This window comes from Lysinibacillus sp. 10T31, assembly GCF_056394365.1.
This window is the reverse complement of record NZ_JBFTHS010000022.1, coordinates 16,804-38,280: the sequence shown is the minus strand read 5'-3', so window position 1 is coordinate 38,280 and position 21,477 is coordinate 16,804. Positions and strand designations below refer to the sequence as shown.

The following is a 21,477-nucleotide window of genomic DNA, read 5'->3' as shown; positions in this document are numbered from 1 at the left end:
CGTTTTATATGAGATGTAAATGCTTCTTTCTCTAAATAAACTATCTTCTTTGCTACATTTAAAGTTAGCATACAAAATTTCTATTTTCAATCTTTTGGTGTTTGAAATTACTTTTATTTTTTCAATTTACGGTGTCAAAATCAAATCAATTATGCCTCTGCATAATTGTAGCTGTCGCTACAGATAAACAATGCGTCTGGAATCGGCTTTGGGCTAATAGATTTTTTTGTGCGAAAGCGAAGTGACAGCAACATCAGATATTTTTGCAGATAAATTGCCACAGGACATGGCACTCTTAGACTGAGTTCCTCTATTTCAGCGGATGTTTGGACATCCGCTGAAATAAGTTAAAAAAATTGTTGTCAATATTTGTGTTTTGCAAGTAAATATTTTATGATTAAATCATTCAACAATTTTTTAAAATCATAGGAGGTGTACACTTTGTTTACCTCCCTCATTCGGGCGGGGACAAAGGAATTATTTGGACGGAGACATAATGGAAATAACCATAAGGTTGGCGGCATTTGCCCTACTAATAATAATGACAGGATTTTTCGTTGCAACCGAATTTGCAATCGTTAAAGTAAGATCCACACGAATTGATCAATTGCTTGCCGAAGGGAATAAAAAAGCAAAAAATGCAAAACGTGTAATTTCAGATTTAGATGAATACTTATCTGCATGTCAATTAGGTATTACGATCACTGCTTTAGGTCTAGGTTGGCTTGGTGAACCTACATTTAAGATTATTTTGAATCCAGTGTTTGAATTTCTAAATTTGAGTGAAAATTTTACTACGGTCCTTTCATTTATACTTGCATTCTCAATTGTAACGTTTATGCATGTAGTTATAGGGGAATTGGCGCCAAAAACACTTGCCATCCAAAAAGCAGAATTTGTAACATTAAATCTTTCTGGCCCATTAATTTTATTCCACAACATTACGTATCCAATCATTAAGCTGTTAAACGGATCTGCACGTGGCTTAACTGGCCTTTTCGGCTTAAAAATGATGTCAGAATCAGAAGTAGCCCATACTGAGGAAGAGTTACGTATGATTTTGTCGGATAGTTTAAAAGGTGGAGAAATTAATACTTCAGAATATGAATATGTGAACAGTATTTTTGAGTTCTCTGATCGTCTTGCGAAAGAAATCATGGTCCCACGTACTGAAATCGTTGGTATTGAAAAAGAACTAACGATTAAAGAGGTTTTCGATTTAATGGGCGTTGAGCAATACACTCGTTACCCAATTATCGATGGTGACAAAGACCATATTATCGGCTTAGTCAATATGAAGCACTTATTAACTGCTTACATTAAAGACCCTGCAAATGGCGATAAACTAGTGATTGACTATATGCAGCCAATTATTCGAGTAATGGAGACAACGCAAATTAACGATTTGTTACTAAAAATACAGCGTGAACGCATTCATATGGCCATTTTAATGGATGAATATGGCGGAACATCTGGACTAGTTACGATTGAGGATATTATTGAAGAAATTGTCGGCGACATTCAAGATGAATTCGATGAAGATGAAATTCCAGAGGTTCAGGAAATTGCAGAAGATCACTTTATTTTAGATGCGAAGATGCTAGTAGAAAACGTTAATGATATGCTAGGTACTGACATAGAAGATGATGATATTGATACAATCGGTGGTTGGTTCATGACAATGCGCTTTGATGCAGTCGAAGGAGACAGTATTGAAGAACAAGGCTATGAATTTATCGCAAAAGAATTAGATGGTCACCATATTTTATACTTAGAAGTTCTGAAATTACCTGAACGTGATTTATCAAATGACAACGATGAGTAATTGACTAAAATCTATTATGCCACGGCATAATTGCGTTTGGACAAGCGCTGAAAGAAGATAAATTGCCTTATCGTATTGATATGGTAAGATAAAAATCGCGCTTGTACCATTCAGGGAAAAAATAGTATTTTGCTCACATCCTATAGTGGCAAGAGCTTCTACTTAAAAAATAAATATATACGCAAAAAACGACTCCCTTACACGAGAAGGGGGTCGTTTTATAATGTCCGAAAGTTTTGCTAGGAGGAAACAAAATGGAGCTCTATACAAATTTACGTCAAGGGGAAAAAGGTGCCTGGTTATCCATCGGCACATATTTAATACTGAGCTCAATAAAACTGACGATTGGCTATATCGGAACATCAGAAGCATTAAAAGCAGATGGACTTAACAATACTACTGATATTATCGCATCCATTGCGGTATTAATTGGGTTACGGATTGCCCAAATACCACCTGACTCCAATCACCAATACGGACATTTACGTGCTGAAACCGTTGCTTCACTTGTTGCATCGTTTATCATGCTAATTGTTGGCTTACAAGTACTCACCAATTCGATAAAAAGTCTATGGGAGCCGACTGACACAGTGCCATCGCTATTAACAGCCTATGTGGCCATCGGCAGTGCAGTAGTGATGTATATCGTTTATCGCTATAATTTGGCACTGTCTCAAAAAATAAAAAGCGCTGCCGTTAAGGCCGCAGCCTATGATAATCGCTCAGATGCGCTTGTCAGTATCGGTACAGCCATCGGGATTTTTGGAGCAATTTTCGGCTTCCCCATTATCGATACAATAACAGCTCTTCTCGTCGCACTTCTTATTATTAAAACAGCTGTAGAAATCTTTTGGGAAGCAGTTCAAAGCCTCACAGATGCCTTTGATGTTGAAGAGGTAGAGACATTATCCATTTTAATCCGCAATGTTGACGGGGTGGTCAAGCTCATAGACTTTAAGGGCCGTGCTCATGGCAATATGCATTTTATCGACGTAACAGTGACCGTCGATCCTTACTTAAATGTCTTTGAAAGTCATCGAATCACAGAGGAAATTGAAAAAACCGTTACTCATGAAAATTGCTTCTGCCAGGTACTCGTGCATATTGAGCCAGAAATAGCAGTAATTCCTCCTCCAGCAAATGTCGACAAGTCTCCTACCAATTGATTGGTAAGAGACTTGTTTTTAACTTCTTTCAGCAATTGTTTTGTGTAGCGAAAGCGAAGCGTCAGCTACAATTGTTTTATGTAGCGACAGCAAAGCGTCAGCTACAATTATGCCTCGGCATAATTGATTGTTTAGGCTTGAACTTCAACATCGAAAAGGTTTATGGTTCACCGATTCCCATTGCTAATTGTAATAGAAAAGCACAAACCAAAAATAATACATTTGCGATTAGACCGATCCAACCGAAAATACGTTTTATAGACAATACCAAAGAAACTACTGCAAATATAATACCGATGATTGATAAAATGCTAAACACGGTGATACCAAAATAAATATCAAAATCAGGCCCTCTTTTTATATAGAAAAAAATAACACTTATTATCGCGGGTAACAACGATGTAACACTTAAAATGTCTCCTACTTTTTTCTTAGCCAAACAACTACTCCTCCCTCAGTTTTCTTTATCCTCTTCTTACAGCAATAAACGATTTATCACCATCATGAGGATTAATTTCCGTTGTAACTATTCACCTCTTAAATGTAAGAATATCCCTTTTCATCATACTGTACATGCTCATAGAAATGTATGCTTTCTCCATATTCAAAATGTAAACCAACAAATAAGCCTCCTATCCATCATAGACAGGAAGCTTAATTTGTTTAATTATTTGATTGCAATATAAATGTCGACCTGAGCTTCTTGTGGGTTGGCACATCGTTCATCGTACATTTCAAAGTCACCTGTGTATGTTCGCTCTACACCTGAGCTTGCGAACCAAGCCCAAACATCCTGCCATGCTTTTACGACAACTTCTTCAAATGGACCTTTGTTAGAAGTAAAAACTAAATATTTTGCAGCTGGTACTGTTTTTACGACCATACCTTCAGGAATTTCGTCGGTAGCTAATACTTCTACTCCAAGTGTAATTGAATACTCTCCATTAACATCTGTTTCATAGTCAGAATACAGACCATATATTACTTGATTTACTGCATTAGCTATTTGTCCTGTTACATCTTGTTGATAAAAGTTCGTCCATAATTGCGAGATTTTTGCTTGGGAGGTAATTTCTTTCGCATTACTTGTTCGTGCTGAAATTCCTACGATTTGAAATGATTCTTTATTCATCACAACCGGTTCTTTTATGTCATGCTTTCTCCATCTCTTTAAACTTGGTAAAAAAGAAGCTAACATTTGGCGTGCTTCCTCTTCCGCCATACCATCTTCTTTTAAATGCGGTACACAAATTTCAATCATTTCTTGAACTGTTAGATTTAGCTGCTTAAACTCTCCTAATTCATAACAATATGTGCAATAATTCTGACTTTTGTGTCCTTCTTTTTCTGTACCAAGTAAAGCCTCATCCACTAAAGGCATTCCACAGCTTTGACAATAACTTTGCATTATTAAATCCACCCTTCGTTCTATTTGCTTTGACTATAACAAAGGAAACTTGACATCTGTATGTCATCTATTCAAATTCTTTATACAACTTAACAATTTCCTGCGCCCGTTTTAGCACAATCTCACTTATATGAGGTGGTTCTAAAACTTTTAGGCGATGGCCAAAGCTAAGAAGAAAGCCATATAACCATTCATCCTCAGGCAATGCAATATTAATAGTTGAACTCTCATTATCTACATGTTCAGCGCCAAATGATTCTTCTACTAATGTCGTTATTGCAGAATCGAAAGATAACGTAAGATTTACTATATTTTGAGGACGATGCCACTCTTTATCCCAAGGGAGTTCAGACAAGTTGACTTCTTTGCGCTGGAATGTCGTCACATCTTCTTTTATATCCTTCATTCTAGAAATTTTAAATAAGCGAAAATCCTCTCTCATTGTGCAATAGCCATAAACATACCAAACTTTTCCCTTTTGTACTAAAGTATGCGGCTCTAATAATCGTCTTGTTATACAACCATGTGTAGTAGAATACGTAAAGCTTATACAATGCTCATGTTCAATCGCATTTTTTAATAACGTAATCTGTTCCTTAAAAATAACATTTGGCCCCCAAGGACTAAGGTCAATAAATAGTTGATCGATAGATTGTTTAATTTCCTCATCTGCAACACCTGTTAATTTTTCAAGCACTGCTTCAGCATGTGAATTCTCGTATGTTGTTAGCACACTTTTAATGGCAATAGAAAGTGAAGTAAGCTCTTCCTTTGTCAGCACCTGCTTATCAACTCGATAGCCATCAATTAAACTAATCCCACCATTAACCCCCTGCTGGCTAATAACCGGAACCCCAGCGCAACTCAATGTTTCAATATCTCGATAAATAGTACGAACTGACACATTAAATAAATCGGCAAGCTCCTGGGCTGTCACTTTTTTACGATTTATTAAAATCATTGTCATCGTTAATAGACGCTCTAATTTCATATTTGTACTCCTTTATTATAAATCCTAATTATCCTATGCTAATTACGCTTTACCTACTATTTCCCTATCTATTTTAAGTATTTTTTAAGTACTTTTTGAGTTTTATTTAAGTCAAATGTACTATAATAACGCCTAATAAATTATTACATTCATTACACTATTTTTACAATATAAGAAAAAAACAACTAAGGTACTTTTAATCTCTCTATAACACCGTTGTTTTTAACAATAAACGCTTAATTATTTCAATTCTCTTAACACAACATATAAAATTTTTATCCTCTATATAGGGACGCTGAAAACTCTGAAGTAGAAAACATTATAGTAACTATTTGTGGAAGTCCAAATTTCTATGTATAAAGGTTTAGCATGGAGCACAAGCCATCATCGAGAAAAAGCTAAGCAGATAAATCTTGTATGAAGAGATAGCCTATGAGGAGACCCGACACTAACTTATGGAATACAAAGAGATAAATTTTGGTGTCAAATTTTTAATTTTATGTGGAATTTACTTTTTAGTGCCCACCCTATATTCGAAAAGCATTTTCAAAACAACAAACTAGAGTTTAATGGTTTTCAATTTAATTGTAAAAAGGAGATTTTGATGTGATTCGAGCCGTTTTAATAGACAATGAACCTTTAGCTTTACACTATTTTCAAAATAAACTACAAGCATTTCAGCAAATACAGGTAATTCAAACTTTTACAAGTGTAGAAGTATTTTTAAATGAGCTTCCAATAATAGAATTTGACGTGATTTTTTTAGAGGCAAGGCTGAATGATCTAACTGGGCTTGAATTAGCTGATATGATCAAAACTGATCGTCCACATGTTAGTGTTATTTTTATAACTTCATATAAAGAATTCGCTTTACAAGCATATGAAATCGGAGGTCTTGACTACGTACTTAAACCAATTAGTCATGCTCGCTTAGAAAAAACTATTTCTCGTATTGAGCATGAATATTCCATTCAGCAAATGATTAAAAAAGCTTCGAAAACTATGTTAAACGTACAATGCTTTAATCAATTTGCCGCATATAGCAACAACAGCTTAGTTGCCTTCAAAACTGAAAAAACAAAGGAGTTATTTGTATATTTCATATTACATCCAAACATTCCTATTCATCGGGATTATTTAATTGAAATTCTATGGCCTGATTTAGACTATGTACGAGCAAAATCGAATCTTCATACCGCTCTTTCTTATTTAAGAAAAACCTTAAATAATATAGGTTATGCAAACTGTATTATCTTTTCAAACAAATACTATATCTTCGAGAAACCGAACATCCTTTGTGATTTATTTGACTTTCATAGATATTATGAGGATTTCACGAAGTTAGAATTCCCACCAATTTCATTGATCAATCAATGTCTCTCAATTTATAAAAATGGACTACTCATTTATGATGATTATGAGTGGGCTACTGCCTATAAAGATAAGCTGACGAAATCATACATAGATTTATTAGAAAAAGGTTTTCAAGCAACTTTACTAACGGATATTGATAAGGCATTAAATTTTTTAAATAGACTATTAGAGTTTGATCCATATAATGAACAAAAACTTGAGCACTATTTACACATTTTAATAAATGCGGGGTTTCATGAACAGGCATACAAAGTATTCCTCGCTTATGAACAGAAACTAAAAGATGACCTATCAATTTCGCCAAGCTCTACGTTAATTGATATTTCTAACAATTTCTTTGTTCAAAAGTAAATAAAGAATTCATTCATTAAAAAACGACGGGCTACTACAATTTGTAGGAACTCGCCGTTTTACTTATTTTTTTATTTTATACACCGCTACCCTCTGTTAGCCCGTGCTTCACAGCATAAAGCGCCGCCTGCGTACGATCCTGCACTTGGAGCTTTGTGAAAATATTAGAAATATGAGTTTTCACCGTTTTTTCTGTAACGAATAAAGAGGACGCAATTTCTCGATTACTTTTCCCTTTTGTAAGCTCTGCAAGCACATCCTGTTCACGAGGTGTTAGTGGGTTTAAAACATGAGGTGCATTATTTGATTCTTGGCGGTCCATTTCAAGAGTTGTTGTTGCATCTGGATGTATTGTATTTTCGCCTCTCATAATACGACGAATGGACAATACCAACTCATCAGGTTCAATATCTTTCAACTGATATCCTGCAGCTCCTGCCTCCATTGCTGGCACTACATGATCACGATCTGAAAAGCTTGTCAGCATTAGAATTTCTATATGTGGAAACTTAGCTTTAATACGCTTCGTTGCCTGAATCCCATCCATCTCAGGCATTACCAAGTCCATGAGTATAATATCTGGCTGTATACTTTCCGCTAAAGCTACTGCCTCTAGTCCATTTTTCGCTTCTCCTACAACTTCTATATCTTTCTGTGTTTTTAAGAAAAATAATAATCCACGACGCACTACATGATGGTCATCTGCGATTAAAACACGTATCATACTCTTCCCCCCCTAATATGGCAAGCGGATTAACAGCTCTGTTCCTTTGCCAATTTCACTAACCCAGTCAGCTTTGCCACCAACTGATTTTGCACGATCCTTTATGGATTGCAAGCCTATCGACAGTAGCTTCGTGTTATGATCGATAACGAAGCCTCGTCCCTCATCACGAATAACAAGTAAAATATCTGTAGAAGTAACCGTAATATAAAGTGCAGCCTCCAGCACACCAGCATGCCGACGAACATTATTAAGTGCTTCTTGGGCTACCCGAAATAATGTTTCTTCGATACGCGATGGGAATTGCAGTACACCTGAGACCGTTACATGAAGCTTAAGGCCAAGCATTTCAGCATACACTTTTATCGCTTCAAGTAAACCATTTTCTAATCCTTTTGGACGGAGCTGCCAAATAAGAGCACGCATTTCTGTTAAGGCATCCTGTGTTAAGTGCTGAATCTCCTTAAACGTTTCCTTCACATCACAGTCGTTTGTCATTTCAATACCAGCTCTCGCCGTTAATGTAACCGAAAAAAGTAGCTGATTCACGGAATCATGTAAATCTCGAGCTAGACGATTACGCTCCTTCACAAGGGCCATTTCCTGCTCCTGCTTTGTCAGCAAAATACGCTTAATAGCTGATCCCATCTGAAATGCAACCGATTCAAGTAGCGCTAGCTCTTCCTCTGAAAAACGCACGGTATCCTTCGATGCAACATTTAAGACACCAAAACGCTCATGTCCAGATAGAAGCGGCACTGTTGCATGATGTGTAATGCCTTCGTGATCGCCAACATTTGCTGCAATTGCACTTTCAATACGTTGACATTCAATAATATTAGAGGCTTTTTTTAATTCCTCGTTACGATAGCGGGAAACACACCAACAGCCACCTTTTTCTAAATAATGGCAACCTTTATACTCCAGTGCCTCTGGTAAATTGACATGGACAACAAGCTCTGAGCGCCCTTTTTCATCGATAAAAAAAATCCAGCCTGTTTCAAAATTTGTGCCATTTAAAAATTTCACAAGTGCTCCCTTTAACATCGACACAATTTCAGTTTCTTCGTTTAATAACTCTGCAATCTCTTTTAAAATACCAATATTGGAATGATCATTCTCCCTCACAAAAACACCTCTTCTTTGGCATTACTATTTTTAATGATAACATTTCAAAGTCTGGAACGTCTGCCTCAGCCATTCATACTTTAGACTGATTTATAAGAATATACCTTATTTTGGGTAAGTTAATTTACATATAAAACTAGAACAACTATAATCGAACAAGTACATGGTTATAATAAGGAGAGAATTACTATGTCTAAAAAAATGGAAAATGGCTTATTATTTATTTGGATTGTCTCTGTCGTTGCAACAATGGGTTCCTTATACTTTTCTGAAATTCGCCATTATGAACCTTGTAAAATGTGTTGGTACCAACGAATTTTCATGTATCCAATTGTCATTATGACAACGATTGCCTTTATTCAAAAAAATGCACGTATTGCTGTAACAACAGCTGTTTTTGCCATTATGGGAGGCAGTATATCACTTTACCATTATGGTATTCAAAAGCTTAGTTTTTTAGCTGAAACTGCACCTTCTTGTGGCCTTGTTTCATGTACTGGTGAATATATTAACTGGTTAGGTTTTATCACAATACCATTTTTAGCGCTAACTGCATTTATTTTAATTGCAGGGGCAAGCTTTTATGTAATGAAGGCTGCTAAAAAAGCAAATTAATTACGAGACCGTGTTCTACAATTGGAATACGGTCTTTTCTACGGAGGAAGATTTATGTTTCATTATGAAATAAATACGAATAATTTAACAGTCGAGGATTTATTACGCAATCATTGGCGACTTGGTAAAAAAATAGTCCATGAATTGCGAATGGCGAAGGCTATCACAACAATTGACGGAGAGCCTATTCAGTGGAATGATCCACTACAGGTAGGAACAATCATAAAATTCACATTCCCTATGCCGACATCTAATTATCAACCGACACCGGTTTGTGCAATTGATGTCGTCTATGAGGATGACCATTGTTTGATCGTTTCCAAACCTAAAGGCATGTCGACACATCCAAATGATGCACGCGATACTCACACTTGTATGAATCATGTTATGGCTCATATTAAAGATCAAGGCGGCACTTATGCGGAGCATGTCCATCGTTTAGATAAAGGGACACAAGGTTTGTTACTTGTAGCAAAACATCCTTTAGCAAAATCAATCTTTGACCGTATGATTGAAGAAAAATCCATTATTCGAACATACGCTGCAGAAGTACAAGGAAATTTACGCTCTTCATCCGGCACGATTTCTGAAGGAATCGGAAAAGACCGACATCATGCAACAAGACGTGTCGTTTCAAAAACTGGACAGCATGCGGTTACACACTATGAAGTTGTAGCGCGCTATAAAAGCTCTTGTGTTGTTCATCTAATTCTTGAAACAGGAAGAACACATCAAATTCGCGTACATTTAGCACATATCGGTCATCCGATTATTGGAGATACAATGTATGGAGCAAGAGAAACGGCAAGTGACGACTATGAGCTCCATGCTATCCAATTGGAATTCGAGCATCCATTTTTAAATAAGACGATCGTTGTAAAGGATCAGCAGTAATTAACGTACTGCACTTACTATTGTTGAACAGCTAACAATAGTAGGTGCAGTTTTTGTATGTCTAAATTAACCGTTGAAGACATTGATATCGAGAAAAGAAATATTCCTTTACTTAGGCTCATCATCAAAGGTTGGGAATAATATTTGTAAAAAAGTATGTCATGTATATAAGTTGATTGGAGTCGAGACTTGACGACTCCTTGGGGATCAACGTCACAGAAGAGACCCTGCAGCGAAGCGGCTCATCGGGCGCCCCTGTACTTCTGTGGCATTATACCGGGACTGATTGTTTTTACTACCTCTCCACCTTCAAGAACTGCCCCAGAAAAAACATCCACTGAGCAAATGAGCAATGCTTACCTAGGAAAGCGCTCGTCAGAACTGAAATATTCCCTACTTTCTCGTGATGAGGCTAATATATTTCAATCTATTTACTTATAATTCTAAAAAAGTATATATATATCATTTTACATTTTTTTCATCTATTTTTTACAGTAATTTTAATATGCATTTCCATTATTGGTAATGACGTTGGATTTTTTTCATGGTAGAATTAGAGTAAATTGTCAGTCATCTGACTAATTATGAGGAGGAATTCATTGATGAAATGGGTTAAAAGTATTGCAGCAACAACTCTAGCTGCTAGTTTACTAGCTACACCAGGTTTTGCCGCACATGCAGCGGAAGCAACAGCTACGAAAGATGGTTTCAAATTAACAATTCTACACTCAAATGACACGCACGCACACGTTGAGGACGCTCCAAAGCGAGCAACAAAAGTAAAAGAACTTCGTGCTGCAAACGCAAACTCACTTCTTTTAGACGCTGGTGATGTTTTCTCTGGTACTTTATACTTTAACGAATTTGCTGGAGAAACTGATATGAAATTAATGAACTTAATGGGTTATGATGCCATGACTTTCGGTAACCATGAGTTCGATTTAGGATCAAGCCCAGAAGGACATGCTGCACTTTCTAAATTCGTTAAGGGCGCAGAGTTCCCATTACTAGGATCCAATCTAGATTTTTCAAAAGATTCTTTATTCGATGGCTTACAATTCAAAACAGTCACAAAAGACTTTAAAAACGGTAAAATTTATGACGGTATTATTAAAGAAATCGATGGCGAAAAAGTAGGTATTTTCGGCTTAACAACAGAAGAAACACCTACGATTTCAAGCGTTGCTAACGTCCAGTTTGCAAACTATATCAACTCTGCGAAAAAAGCAGTAGCAGAATTTGAAAAGCAAGGTGTTAACAAAATTATCGCATTAACACACATAGGCTACGATGACTCCGCTGATTGGGATAATGACCAATTACTAGCGAAAGCTGTAGAAGGTATTGATGTAATCGTAGGTGGTCATACACATTCTAAATTAGACAAGCCTGTGAAAGCTGAAACACCATTTAAGAACCCTACAATTATCGTTCAAACAGGTCAATATAGCGAAAATTTAGGTGAATTAGACTTAACATTCAACGATAATGGCGCCGTTGTTGACTACTTCGGTCAATTACATGCTTTAAATGATAAAGAAAAGCCTGTAGAAGCAGATCCTGAAGCTACAGCACTTTTAGCTCCATATAAAGAGAAAATTTCAAAAATATTAAATCAATCAACAGGTAATACAGCTGTTTCACCACTAAATGGCGGTCGTAATCTTTGGGGCGTTCGTGCTGGGGAAACAAACCTTGGTAACTTAATTACTGATGGTATGCTTGCTGGTGCTAAGAAAATTGATCCAGAAGTACAATTTGCATTCCAAAACGGTGGAGGTATCCGAGCTGGTATTGACGCTGGTGATATCACTGTTGGCGAAGTTATGACAGTTATGCCATTCGGTAATGCTCTTGGTATCGTAAAATTAAAAGGTGCTGAAATCTACGAAATTGCTGAACATAGTGTAAAAGAATTCCCGAAAGAATTCGGTGGCTTCCTACACTTCTCTGGTTTACAAGTAGAATTTGACGGAAAAGCACCAGCTGGTAAACGTGTAAAATCAATTAAATTAAATGGTAAAGAACTAGATAAAGCAGCCTATTATAAGGCGGCAACAAATACATTCACTGCTAAAGGTGGAGACGGCTACGATACACTGAAAAAAGTTTATGAGGACGGCCGTGTAAGTGAACCTGGTACGATTGACTATGAAATGTTTATCGAACACTTAGATACGCTGAAAAAAGTTGATCCAAAAGTAGAAGGACGTATTATCGCAACAATTCCATTTAAAGATATCGCAAAAGGTTCAGAAACAGAAGGATATGTGCGTGACCTTTATTACCGTGATTTAGCTAACGGTACTTCTGCAACAACATATTCACCGAATGCAAACTTAACTCGTTCACAAGCTGCATCATTTATCGCACGTGCCTTAAAGCTTGAAGCAAAAGGTCAAACAACATTCTCTGATATTGCGAATGTAAATCCTGCAACACAAAAAGAAATTACAGCACTTGCTGAAGCAGGAATTGTACAAGGTGTGAATGGTAAATTCAATCCTAATGAAAAAGTAACTCGTGCTCAACTTGCCTTAATGTTTACTCGTGCATACAACCTACAACACGATGCAAAAACTGGTTTAAAAGCTGATTTCAGCGATATTTCTAAATACGACACTGAAACTCAAAATGCTATTGCACTTATGAAAGACTTAAAGATTGTTAGCGGCGCAAACGGCAAATTTATGCCTGGTGACTACGCTACACGTGCACATATGGCAAAAATGCTTTCTAACTACATTCCTTTTGTAAAAGAATCTAAATAATACATTTGAAAATCCCGCTTCTCAAATTAGAGAGCGGGATTTCTTTTGCACTAAAAATTAAATTTAAAGTTATCTGGGTCCTGCCCAAATCTTTCATTGCGATTTAACGCAGCTATTTTATCCATTTGAGCTAGTGTTAATTCAAAATCAAAAAGCTGTGCGTTTTCCTCAATACGACTAGGTGTCACAGACTTTGGAATAATAAGTGTATCATTTTGCAAATGCCAGCGTAGCACTACTTGAGCAGCTGTCTTCCCTATTTCACGACCAATTTCCATAATCGTAGCGTTATCAAGTACACCGCCACGACCTAATGGAGACCATGCGGTAACAGCAATTCCATGCTCACTACAAAATGCTCGTAATGCGTTTTGTTGTAAATATGGATGCACCTCTATTTGATTGACCATTGGTGCAATATTTGCTTTAGCTAATAGCTTTTGTATATGATGCTCATGATGATTTGAGACACCTGTTGCACGAATTAATTTTTCATCATATAATCGTTCAATTGCTCTATACGTTTCTTCAAATGTTTCTGGTACTGCCCAATGGGTTAAATATAAATCTAAATAGTCCATATTTAACTTTTTCAATGAAACTTCAAAAGCTCGTAACGTTTCATCATAGCCCTGGTCATTATTCCAAACCTTTGTCGTCACAAAAATATCCTCACGTTTTACGCCTGAATGACGAATAGCTTCGCCCACCTCAGCCTCATTACCATAAAGAGAAGCCGTATCAATAGCTCGGTAGCCAAATTTAAGAGCTTTATCAATAGCCTGTAAAGTCTCATCACGCTCTGTCATTTTGTAAACACCTAAGCCAAAGCGAGGCATTTCCGCACCGTTTGCTAATGTTTTTGTTGAGTGTAAATTCAAGAATAACAACCCCTTTCTTTTCCTAGTTCCATTATACTAAAAATTGGTTTTAAGAAACATAAGGAAAATTTTCGGGGTAATTTCTTATTAATCTTTCGCTTCCTCTCCATAATCATCTACTTGAATAGGATCTGGAATCCGATCGTCTTCTACAAGCTCTAGACCATCACGTAAATGCTCCATCTGCTTTCCTAAATCCTGTAAATCTTTAAAATTTCTAGCCATTGTACCGTTTTCGATATTCGGAACCTTTTTTTCCATTATTATCACCTCTCTTATAGTTTTCCCGAAATAGTTATTTCTGAACCATTTCTGACATATTTTATTCCTCTATGTCGTTTCATTTTTAAAGTAGATAGGCTATACTAAAAAGAGATTTCTTTATAAACATGAGGAGGGTTCTTCCATGAGTTTAATTTTAATTATTGGTGTAACTGTTGCGTTCTTAACTGCTATTTTCACTGCTGGTTACGAAGGCGACTACAGATCAGAGAAGTAATACCTCAAGAAAATCACTAAGCATGAATATATGCTTAGTGATTTTTTTGTTGTCGAAAAACTATTGTGATGAAATAAGGTGCCCTCTTAAATAAAGTTTGGCTCTTCGGCAAAGTGAGAAGTTGATTTCCGTTACGACTGAGTGCTTTCCCGGGGCGCCCAATAAGCCGCTTCGGTTACTTCTCTTATTTTTTGGAACAATATAATTACTTGACATTCTGTACTTTATAAAATAAACTTAGTTACATAAAGTAAGTTGATAATTAATAATAACTTATATTCGGAGGTAATTTACTATGCATTTTCATGAAAAACCTAACACATATGTCACTAATGTTGAAATTAAAGTGAGTGATTTACAACGTTCACTAACTTATTATCAGGAGGTTATTGGCTTTAAAGTTTTACATCAGGAATCTCATAGAGCAACTCTAACAGCTGATGGCAAAACAGCCATATTGACAATCGTCCAACCTGAAACAGTAGAAGAAAAAACAAGCTTAACAACTGGACTTTATCACTTTGCAATTTTATTGCCTACTCGTCGTGATTTAGCAAATATTATTACTCATTTCCATAACAAAGGCGTGTACTTCGGAGCATCTGACCATGATGTAAGTGAAGCACTTTATTTAAATGATCCTGATAATAATGGTATAGAGGTTTATGCGGATCGCCCTGAAAATGAATGGACTTGGCATTTCGACCAAGTGCATATGGTGACTGAACCTCTTAAAATCCGTTCTATATTAGAGGAAGGCGATGGTAAATGGGATGGCCTACCAGCTGATACGGTTATGGGGCATATTCATCTATCTGTTTCTAATTTAGCTGCCGCAGAGGAATTTTATACAAAAGGATTAGGATTTGAGATTGTCACTCGCTATGGAGCACAAGCTTTATTCATCTCAACTGGCCGCTATCACCATCATATCGGTTTAAACACTTGGCACTCTGAAAACGCACCAAAGCTTGGTGAACATCAGGTTGGCTTAAAAACTTTTTCACTGCGTCTGGATAATGAAGAGCAAGCAGCAAAAATGAAAGAAAATCTTCGTGCGATTGGTGCACCTGTTACTGATATAGATGGAGGATTCCAAACAGAGGATCCATCAGGTATCGTTGTGTTATTGAAATTTTAAGAATGATGTGACGTACTAACTGTCAGTTTGAGGATTGTATTTGGCGCAAGCGGCGTTCTTTCCGTCGCTTGCGTGATTCTTTCCGTCGCTTGTCGAGTTTTATCCGTCGTTTGTGAGGTTCTTTCCGTCGCTTCCCGGGCTTTCCGTCGTTTGCGAGGTTCAATCCGTCGCTTGTCGAGTTTTATCCGTCGTTTGCGAGGTTCAATCCGTCGCTTCCCGGGCTTTCCGTCGCTTGCGGGGTTCTTTCCGTCGCTTATCGAGTTTTATCCGTCGATTGTCATTTTATCCGTCGTTGTGAGGTTCTTTCCGTCGCTTGCGGCGTTCTTTCCGTCGTTGGCGAGGTTCTTTCCGTCGCTTGTCGAGTTTTATCCGTCGTTTGCGAGGTTCTTTCCGTCGCTTCCCGGGCTTTCCGTCGCTGCGGCGTCCTTTCCGTCGCTTCCCGGGTTATCCATCGTTTGCGAGGTCAAACCGTCGCTTCGCGGGTTATCCTGCGCTTGCGAAGCTCATTCCGTCGTTTGTCGGGGGCTTTCCTTCTCTTGCAGAATCCCTTCACGACTGACGTAAAAACAAAAGAAGTTCTCCTCTATTTGGAGAACTTCTTTTTTAATGTAACCCTGGATATCCTTGTTGACGCAATGCCTCATAAATAACTATTGCTGCTGTATTCGATAGATTAAGTGAACGAACATGCTCACTCTGTGGAATTCGTAAGCACATATCTCGACGCTCATACGCAAAATCCTTTGGTAGGCCAGTCGTTTCTTTGCCAAACATAAAGTAAATATCACGATCTTTATCACTAAAATCATGTGTCGTAAATGGCTCTTCACTATATGTCTCAATTAAATAAACGTCGCCATTTTTGGATGCCTCTAAAAAATCCTCTAGCGAATCGTGATACACGACATTGACACTATGCCAATAATCTAAGCCGGCACGTTTTAGCATTTTATCGTCTGTGGAAAAGCCAAGAGGTCGAATTAAATGTAGTGAGGTATTTGTGCCAGCACATGTGCGTGCTATATTTCCTGTATTTGCTGGAATTTCTGGTTGATATAAAACGATATGCAATGGCATAACGGTACACTTCCTTAACTAAAAAATTGTAAACCTTTATTAATTTCAACGAGTACTTCCTCGTCTTGTTCTTTTGCTTTTGCCTCAAGTAATGCAGATTGGGCATTATCCCCGCCTATCTTACCTAAAGCCCATGCTGCTGTTCCTCGAATTACTGGTCGTTCATCCTTTTCAAGAAGCGCTACTAAATCTGGGACCGCAGCTTCTTCTTTAAAGTGTGCAAGTGCCAAAATAGCATTGCGTTGAATTGGCTTTTTCCCCCGCCATGAACCAGAAACATGTCCAAACTTTTCTTTAAAGTCACGATTTGAAATTGTTAAAAGTGGTACAAGTAATGGCTTTGCAAGCTCTGGATCAGGTTTAAATTCCTCATGTATCCAGTTAATCTTGCCTTTATTCTTTGGGCATACGGTCTGGCATGTATCACAGCCGTACAAACGATTACCAATATGGGTACGAAACTCATCTGGTAGCATTCCCTTAGTTTGTGTTAAAAAGGCTATACAACGTTGAGAGTCTAGTTGTCCCCCCTCGATTAACGCGCCTGTTGGACAAACATCTAAGCATAGACGGCAATCCCCGCATTCATCCTCCATAGGCTTATCAGGCGCAAAAGGGATATTCGTGATTAGCTCTCCTAAATATACATAAGAACCGAACTCGGGCGTAATAATTGAGCAGTTTTTCCCGCTCCAACCTATCCCTGCACGTTCTGCAACTGCCCTATCAACAAGTGCCCCCGTATCAACCATTGATTCAATACGAACACCTTCTATGTGTTCTTCAAGCCAGGCTGATAATAATTTCAAGCGCTCACGTAATGCTGTATGATAATCGACACCCCAGGAAGCACGACAAAAAATCCCGCGTCTTGATCCCTTTTTGCCTACGGGTGCATCTTGCATGCGCGATGGATATGCGACAGCTATCGCCACAATGCTCTCTGCCCCCTCTAACAATTGTAGGGGTTCGGTACGTTTTTCAATATCGCTTTCTTCAAAGCCAGACTGATAGCCAAGCTCTTGCTGACGACGCAGTCTATTTTTTAATTCTGTAAATGGAGCTGCTGTTGTAAAGCCAATCTTGTCTACACCAATGGACATTGCATACGCCACAAATTCACGTTGTAGGTCATGTATGTTCATTTTATTCCCAACTCCTTACATGGTACAATAATAAAAATAGATAAAGTAGGTGATGTTTTATGGAAATTTCAATTAATCAATCTCTATTGACACAACATCCCGAGCTTAAAATCGGTATTATTCATTATACCAAAATTGTCGTTGCAGAATCCCCTCAAATGATTAAAGGCCGCATGCAGTTGTATCAGGAAAACCTTTTTTTAGAAATGCAAGATAGTCCTGTAACGCAACGAGAGGGTATCGCAGAATGGCGACAATTATGGAAAAAGCTTGGTGCAGATCCAAACCGCTATCGTCACTCAGCAGAAAGCTTAATGCGCCGAATTAGTAAGCAAAATTATTTAACACCCCTTCACTCAGGTGTTGATTTAAATAATTTCTTCTCCCTCCAATATGAGATTCCAGTAGGATTATATGATGTAGCTAAACTAAAAGGAAATATAGAAATCGCACTTGGCGACGAGGACACTGGCTATGAGGGCTTAAATGGTCGTTTTAATTCATTAGAAAATATCCTTTATAGCTATGATTCTGAAGGAGCATTTGGGTCACCATTTGTCGATTCTAAACGTACGTCTGTTTCAGAGGAAACGACCGAGGCTTTACATATCTTCTACCTCCGCCCATCATTATCAGAAGAAAATGTGGAAGAGCTTCTTGCATCTGCCGGTAAGATGTTTAATCAAATTCATGGCGGCGATTTTAAAGTGGCCCTATTAACAAACGCAGCACCATCTACTACACTGTAAAAAGGACGTGTTTTCATGATTAATCTTGCAGAAGCCGTTAAGCTAAAAAGTATTTTAGCAAAAAAGGTTCAAGAACTCGTTAGCGAATTACATCGTAGCGCTTTTGTAACTGTTGAAAAAGGACAAGTACCCAAAACAAGTAATCGTGCCATGAAAGTAATTGAAGCTGAATTAGCTCAAGTACGTCTCGATGTTCGTACATTGGATCGTTTAGTATATGAAGCAAATATAAAAAACACAGTAGACTTTAAAGGCGAAAAACTGGCATTAGTTGAAGCGATTGAGCTCGCAACACAGCTCCGCGCCGATGTCGAGCTTTGCAAACAGTTTAGTATGCATGAAAAAGAAAGTGTGCGCATGGGCTATGGTGAAACTACAATGCTTTATGAAATTGCTATGTATGAGCCAGATGAGTACCGCGAGCGTGCTATTAAACTAGAAAAAGATGCCCATAAATTATCGAATCTTATCAACGCAAAGAATTATAGTGTTGAAATTAATTTTGATGATTCTCGATATTTATAATCTCGAGCATCAAGGCTATTATTTCTAAAAAAAGAAATACAATAAAAAAAGCATCCTTTTTGAGCTGTACCTCCAATTGTGTTTAACAATTCGGAGTGCAGCTTTGGGATGCTTTTTGTTCTACTTACTTAAATCATATTTAATTTCAAATTTCCCTATATCCCAATCAGCAAACAGAAAAGTTACATTAGTCTTAGTGTTAGGATCAGTATATGTATAAGCTTCTTCCTCGTCAAAAGCAATATCACTTTCTTCGTCAAATTTATCTATATTCAATCCTAGTGCTTCAGCAATTGACATAGCGGATATAATTCCTTCTGCCCATTCTCCTCCATTTTCATCTTCATTTAATTCGGTTGCGGGGATTCCTTCTATAAAAATATTATATCCAATTTTTTTATCCTCATTATATTTAGCGTCTATTTTATAATGACCCTTATGTTTTTTAAAATCAGTATCCAATAAGATTTGTGAGAAAATATTTTCCTCTTTATTCAATTCACTAGTTATTGGTTCTGGCATTTTTGCTATTACAATTCCATCTACTGGATTCTGTTTATAACCTTTGATTCAGGATCAACCTCTTCAAATTTTATTGGAACGACTTTCTCCTCCTTTACGACCGCTTCTTTTGTTTCCTGATCTTTTTTTACATCTGCCTCTTTTTTCTTCTCTGTTCCTTCTCCAGAACATCCAACTAGCATAACTGCTAGAAGTAATAATAAAACTTTCTTCATTACCTTTATTCCCTCCGAATGTATATCAATAAAAATATACGTTACTAGATTCAATGAAATAGAATTCAGTGCAAAAAATACTTAAATTACTATATTGCATCATCCTATTATAATTCTGACAAAATAAAGTTTCTGTTTCCACCCTTCCTTTCAACATTTTTCGACATTTTGTGTAAAATTAAGGTTTTATGGAATAATAATATATAGAATATCAATTTTTAAAATCTCAATTACACAAATGCAAATACAAAAGACAAGCCGAGGTTTCATCGCTTCTCAAGCCTATTAATAAGCAAAAACGACTTGTATAGCTCTAAATCAATTAAAATAAATACAGCAAAGCAAAAAAGCATCTCTTGATCTGCATTGCAATTGTTAGACACAATTGAGATGTAGTTCATTAGAGATGCTTTTTGTTCTACTTAGTTAATTCAAATTTAAATTCAAATTTTCCTGCATCGACCTCAGTACAAAGATTAGTTACCTTATATGTAGAATCAGTATAAGAATGAGTGTCTCTATTTTCTTCAGCTTTAGCTAATGATTCGGTGAATTTACCCAAATCTAATCCTAGTGTTTGAGCAACTATTACAGCTGAAGTCATCCCTTCTTCCCATTCATCTCCCTCATCATTTACTTCTTTTTCAGGGAGTCCTTGAACAGAAAGATTATATCCAATTATTTTTTTATCCTTATTGTATTTAGCAACTAATTTGTAATGGCCCTTATATTCTTTAAAATCAGCTTCCAATAGAACTTGTGAGAAATCATTAAGTTCATTCGTTACAGGTTCTGGAATCATGTCTAATCCTATAGGTTGAACCTGTTTAAATAAAGTAAGCTTTTCATTGTATTCTTTGGCAAACTTTTCAACTGTAGCTTTTGATTCAGTATCGACTTCTTCAAATTTTACTGTAACGACCTCTTCTTTTTTTACATCTGCCTCTTTTTTCTTCTCTGTTCCTTCTCCAGAACATCCAACTAGCATAACTGCTAGAAGTAATAATAAAACTTTCTTCATTACCTTTATTCCCTCCGAATGCATATCGTTAAAAATATACGTTATTAGATTTAATGAAATAGAATTATAGTACAAAAAGTTTCTAAAATACTATATCATTTCCTCTTATTGCAATTCTGACAAAATAAGGTGTACATTTCCACCTTTATTATTCGTCATTTTTCGACATTTTAAGTAAAATAAAGGATCTTGTTACATATTGAACTAAATCTAATGCATATAAAAAAGCGTTCAACCAATAATGGCTAAACGCTTTTGATAGTCTATTTTTTGCGAAAGCTCAGTGCTAACGTAGCAGAAGCAATAGATGTCTTTTGTGTGAAAACATAGGGGTAGTGCCACCGATACAGGTCAATTAGCCGTTTTCGCATGGATGCGATGATTTTAGGCTAACAACTCCTTTCTGATCCGTGATATCCGTCGGAAGCTTAACCTCTCCTAGAAGAAGTTAAAAT

At 36.9% G+C, this 21,477-nt stretch carries 22 protein-coding genes; 10 read left to right on the top strand and 12 right to left on the bottom strand.

The genetic code is table 11. The features are described from left to right. Nucleotides 1-496 precede the first annotated feature (496 nt). Nucleotides 497-1,825: a hemolysin family protein gene (locus AC1DCY_RS14415; RefSeq protein ID WP_477351157.1), complete on the top strand. Its 1,329-nt coding sequence runs from the start codon at nt 497-499 to the stop codon at nt 1,823-1,825. 254 nt (nt 1,826-2,079) lie between these two features. After that, on the top strand, nt 2,080-2,991 hold the full coding sequence (locus AC1DCY_RS14410; protein ID WP_477351155.1) for a cation diffusion facilitator family transporter: 912 nt from the start codon (nt 2,080-2,082) through the stop codon (nt 2,989-2,991). A 160-nt stretch (nt 2,992-3,151) separates the two neighbouring features. On the opposite strand, the gene AC1DCY_RS14405 is transcribed toward AC1DCY_RS14410, so the two are convergent. From AC1DCY_RS14405 to AC1DCY_RS14395, 3 genes are all read right to left on the bottom strand, one after another. After that, nucleotides 3,152-3,430, bottom strand: a complete 279-nt coding sequence (locus tag AC1DCY_RS14405; RefSeq protein ID WP_477351153.1) for a hypothetical protein — start codon at nt 3,428-3,430, stop codon at nt 3,152-3,154. Between the two features lie 228 nt (nt 3,431-3,658). Next, nucleotides 3,659-4,399 carry an effector binding domain-containing protein gene (locus AC1DCY_RS14400; protein ID WP_477351151.1) on the bottom strand — a complete coding sequence of 247 codons (741 nt, stop codon included), beginning with the start codon at nt 4,397-4,399 and terminating at the stop codon, nt 3,659-3,661. A 67-nt stretch (nt 4,400-4,466) separates the two neighbouring features. Next, a complete protein-coding gene (locus AC1DCY_RS14395; RefSeq protein WP_477351149.1) occupies nt 4,467-5,390 on the bottom strand; it encodes a helix-turn-helix transcriptional regulator in 924 nt (307 codons plus the stop codon). A 606-nt stretch (nt 5,391-5,996) separates the two neighbouring features. Between AC1DCY_RS14395 and AC1DCY_RS14390 the strand changes: the two genes are divergently transcribed. Continuing rightward, nucleotides 5,997-7,115: a response regulator gene (locus AC1DCY_RS14390; RefSeq protein ID WP_477351147.1), complete on the top strand. Its 1,119-nt coding sequence runs from the start codon at nt 5,997-5,999 to the stop codon at nt 7,113-7,115. 76 nt (nt 7,116-7,191) lie between these two features. On the opposite strand, the gene AC1DCY_RS14385 is transcribed toward AC1DCY_RS14390, so the two are convergent. Both AC1DCY_RS14385 and AC1DCY_RS14380 read right to left on the bottom strand, forming a co-directional pair. Then, on the bottom strand, nt 7,192-7,839 hold the full coding sequence (locus AC1DCY_RS14385; RefSeq protein ID WP_477351145.1) for a response regulator: 648 nt from the start codon (nt 7,837-7,839) through the stop codon (nt 7,192-7,194). A gap of 12 nt (nt 7,840-7,851) precedes the next feature. Beyond that, nucleotides 7,852-8,967, bottom strand: a complete 1,116-nt coding sequence (locus tag AC1DCY_RS14380) for a GAF domain-containing sensor histidine kinase (protein ID WP_477351144.1) — start codon at nt 8,965-8,967, stop codon at nt 7,852-7,854. A gap of 189 nt (nt 8,968-9,156) precedes the next feature. Between AC1DCY_RS14380 and AC1DCY_RS14375 the strand changes: the two genes are divergently transcribed. From AC1DCY_RS14375 to AC1DCY_RS14365, 3 genes are all read left to right on the top strand, one after another. After that, entirely contained in the window at nt 9,157-9,582 is a 426-nt protein-coding gene (locus tag AC1DCY_RS14375) for a disulfide oxidoreductase (protein WP_477351142.1), read from the top strand. Nucleotides 9,583-9,636: 54 nt separating this feature from the next. Next, nucleotides 9,637-10,476, top strand: coding sequence for an RluA family pseudouridine synthase (locus tag AC1DCY_RS14370; protein ID WP_477351140.1), 840 nt, complete (start codon nt 9,637-9,639; stop codon nt 10,474-10,476). A 602-nt stretch (nt 10,477-11,078) separates the two neighbouring features. Then, entirely contained in the window at nt 11,079-13,247 is a 2,169-nt protein-coding gene (locus AC1DCY_RS14365) for a 5'-nucleotidase C-terminal domain-containing protein (RefSeq protein WP_477351138.1), read from the top strand. Between the two features lie 50 nt (nt 13,248-13,297). Here the strand turns inward: AC1DCY_RS14365 and AC1DCY_RS14360 are convergent, their stop codons facing one another. Together AC1DCY_RS14360 and AC1DCY_RS14355 are read right to left on the bottom strand one after the other, a co-directional pair. Next, on the bottom strand, nt 13,298-14,128 hold the full coding sequence (locus AC1DCY_RS14360; RefSeq protein WP_477351136.1) for an aldo/keto reductase: 831 nt from the start codon (nt 14,126-14,128) through the stop codon (nt 13,298-13,300). An 87-nt stretch (nt 14,129-14,215) separates the two neighbouring features. Continuing rightward, the gene (locus AC1DCY_RS14355) at nt 14,216-14,389 is read right to left on the bottom strand and encodes a hypothetical protein (protein WP_477351134.1); all 174 of its coding nucleotides are present in this window, start codon (nt 14,387-14,389) and stop codon (nt 14,216-14,218) included. A gap of 533 nt (nt 14,390-14,922) precedes the next feature. Between AC1DCY_RS14355 and AC1DCY_RS14350 the strand changes: the two genes are divergently transcribed. Together AC1DCY_RS14350 and AC1DCY_RS14345 are read left to right on the top strand one after the other, a co-directional pair. Further along, entirely contained in the window at nt 14,923-15,768 is an 846-nt protein-coding gene (locus AC1DCY_RS14350) for a VOC family protein (protein WP_477351132.1), read from the top strand. A gap of 27 nt (nt 15,769-15,795) precedes the next feature. Further along, nucleotides 15,796-16,332: a hypothetical protein gene (locus tag AC1DCY_RS14345; RefSeq protein WP_477351130.1), complete on the top strand. Its 537-nt coding sequence runs from the start codon at nt 15,796-15,798 to the stop codon at nt 16,330-16,332. Between the two features lie 39 nt (nt 16,333-16,371). Here the strand turns inward: AC1DCY_RS14345 and trmL are convergent, their stop codons facing one another. Continuing rightward, a complete protein-coding gene (gene trmL / locus AC1DCY_RS14340; RefSeq protein WP_053485736.1) occupies nt 16,372-16,845 on the bottom strand; it encodes a tRNA (uridine(34)/cytosine(34)/5-carboxymethylaminomethyluridine(34)-2'-O)-methyltransferase TrmL in 474 nt (157 codons plus the stop codon). Nucleotides 16,846-16,859: 14 nt separating this feature from the next. Next, entirely contained in the window at nt 16,860-17,990 is a 1,131-nt protein-coding gene (gene queG, locus AC1DCY_RS14335) for a tRNA epoxyqueuosine(34) reductase QueG (RefSeq protein ID WP_477351128.1), read from the bottom strand. A gap of 59 nt (nt 17,991-18,049) precedes the next feature. On the opposite strand from queG, the gene AC1DCY_RS14330 reads away from it, so the two are divergent. Together AC1DCY_RS14330 and AC1DCY_RS14325 are read left to right on the top strand one after the other, a co-directional pair. After that, nucleotides 18,050-18,739 (top strand): B3/B4 domain-containing protein, encoded by a 690-nt coding sequence (locus tag AC1DCY_RS14330; protein ID WP_477351126.1) that lies wholly within the window; start codon nt 18,050-18,052, stop codon nt 18,737-18,739. Between the two features lie 15 nt (nt 18,740-18,754). Next, entirely contained in the window at nt 18,755-19,264 is a 510-nt protein-coding gene (locus tag AC1DCY_RS14325) for a hypothetical protein (protein WP_477351125.1), read from the top strand. Nucleotides 19,265-19,384: 120 nt separating this feature from the next. On the opposite strand, the gene AC1DCY_RS14320 is transcribed toward AC1DCY_RS14325, so the two are convergent. From AC1DCY_RS14320 to AC1DCY_RS14310, 3 genes are all read right to left on the bottom strand, one after another. Beyond that, nucleotides 19,385-19,786, bottom strand: coding sequence for a hypothetical protein (locus tag AC1DCY_RS14320; RefSeq protein ID WP_477351123.1), 402 nt, complete (start codon nt 19,784-19,786; stop codon nt 19,385-19,387). Between the two features lie 20 nt (nt 19,787-19,806). Then, nucleotides 19,807-20,001, bottom strand: a complete 195-nt coding sequence (locus AC1DCY_RS14315; protein ID WP_477351122.1) for a hypothetical protein — start codon at nt 19,999-20,001, stop codon at nt 19,807-19,809. Nucleotides 20,002-20,419: 418 nt separating this feature from the next. Beyond that, nucleotides 20,420-21,022, bottom strand: coding sequence for a hypothetical protein (locus tag AC1DCY_RS14310; protein ID WP_477351120.1), 603 nt, complete (start codon nt 21,020-21,022; stop codon nt 20,420-20,422). Between the last annotated feature and the right edge of the window lie 455 nt (nt 21,023-21,477).

Coding starts and splice junctions, on each gene's coding strand:
- AC1DCY_RS14415 (WP_477351157.1), top strand. CDS start 497: ATGGAAATAACCATAAGGTTGGCGGCATTTGCCCTACTAATAATAATG.
- AC1DCY_RS14410 (WP_477351155.1), top strand. CDS start 2,080: ATGGAGCTCTATACAAATTTACGTCAAGGGGAAAAAGGTGCCTGGTTA.
- AC1DCY_RS14400 (WP_477351151.1), bottom strand. CDS start 4,399: ATGCAAAGTTATTGTCAAAGCTGTGGAATGCCTTTAGTGGATGAGGCT.
- AC1DCY_RS14395 (WP_477351149.1), bottom strand. CDS start 5,390: ATGAAATTAGAGCGTCTATTAACGATGACAATGATTTTAATAAATCGT.
- AC1DCY_RS14385 (WP_477351145.1), bottom strand. CDS start 7,839: ATGATACGTGTTTTAATCGCAGATGACCATCATGTAGTGCGTCGTGGA.
- AC1DCY_RS14375 (WP_477351142.1), top strand. CDS start 9,157: ATGTCTAAAAAAATGGAAAATGGCTTATTATTTATTTGGATTGTCTCT.
- AC1DCY_RS14370 (WP_477351140.1), top strand. CDS start 9,637: ATGTTTCATTATGAAATAAATACGAATAATTTAACAGTCGAGGATTTA.
- AC1DCY_RS14365 (WP_477351138.1), top strand. CDS start 11,079: ATGAAATGGGTTAAAAGTATTGCAGCAACAACTCTAGCTGCTAGTTTA.
- AC1DCY_RS14355 (WP_477351134.1), bottom strand. CDS start 14,389: ATGGAAAAAAAGGTTCCGAATATCGAAAACGGTACAATGGCTAGAAAT.
- AC1DCY_RS14350 (WP_477351132.1), top strand. CDS start 14,923: ATGCATTTTCATGAAAAACCTAACACATATGTCACTAATGTTGAAATT.
- trmL (WP_053485736.1), bottom strand. CDS start 16,845: ATGCCATTGCATATCGTTTTATATCAACCAGAAATTCCAGCAAATACA.
- queG (WP_477351128.1), bottom strand. CDS start 17,990: ATGAACATACATGACCTACAACGTGAATTTGTGGCGTATGCAATGTCC.
- AC1DCY_RS14330 (WP_477351126.1), top strand. CDS start 18,050: ATGGAAATTTCAATTAATCAATCTCTATTGACACAACATCCCGAGCTT.
- AC1DCY_RS14325 (WP_477351125.1), top strand. CDS start 18,755: ATGATTAATCTTGCAGAAGCCGTTAAGCTAAAAAGTATTTTAGCAAAA.
- AC1DCY_RS14320 (WP_477351123.1), bottom strand. CDS start 19,786: ATGCCAGAACCAATAACTAGTGAATTGAATAAAGAGGAAAATATTTTC.
- AC1DCY_RS14315 (WP_477351122.1), bottom strand. CDS start 20,001: ATGAAGAAAGTTTTATTATTACTTCTAGCAGTTATGCTAGTTGGATGT.
- AC1DCY_RS14310 (WP_477351120.1), bottom strand. CDS start 21,022: ATGAAGAAAGTTTTATTATTACTTCTAGCAGTTATGCTAGTTGGATGT.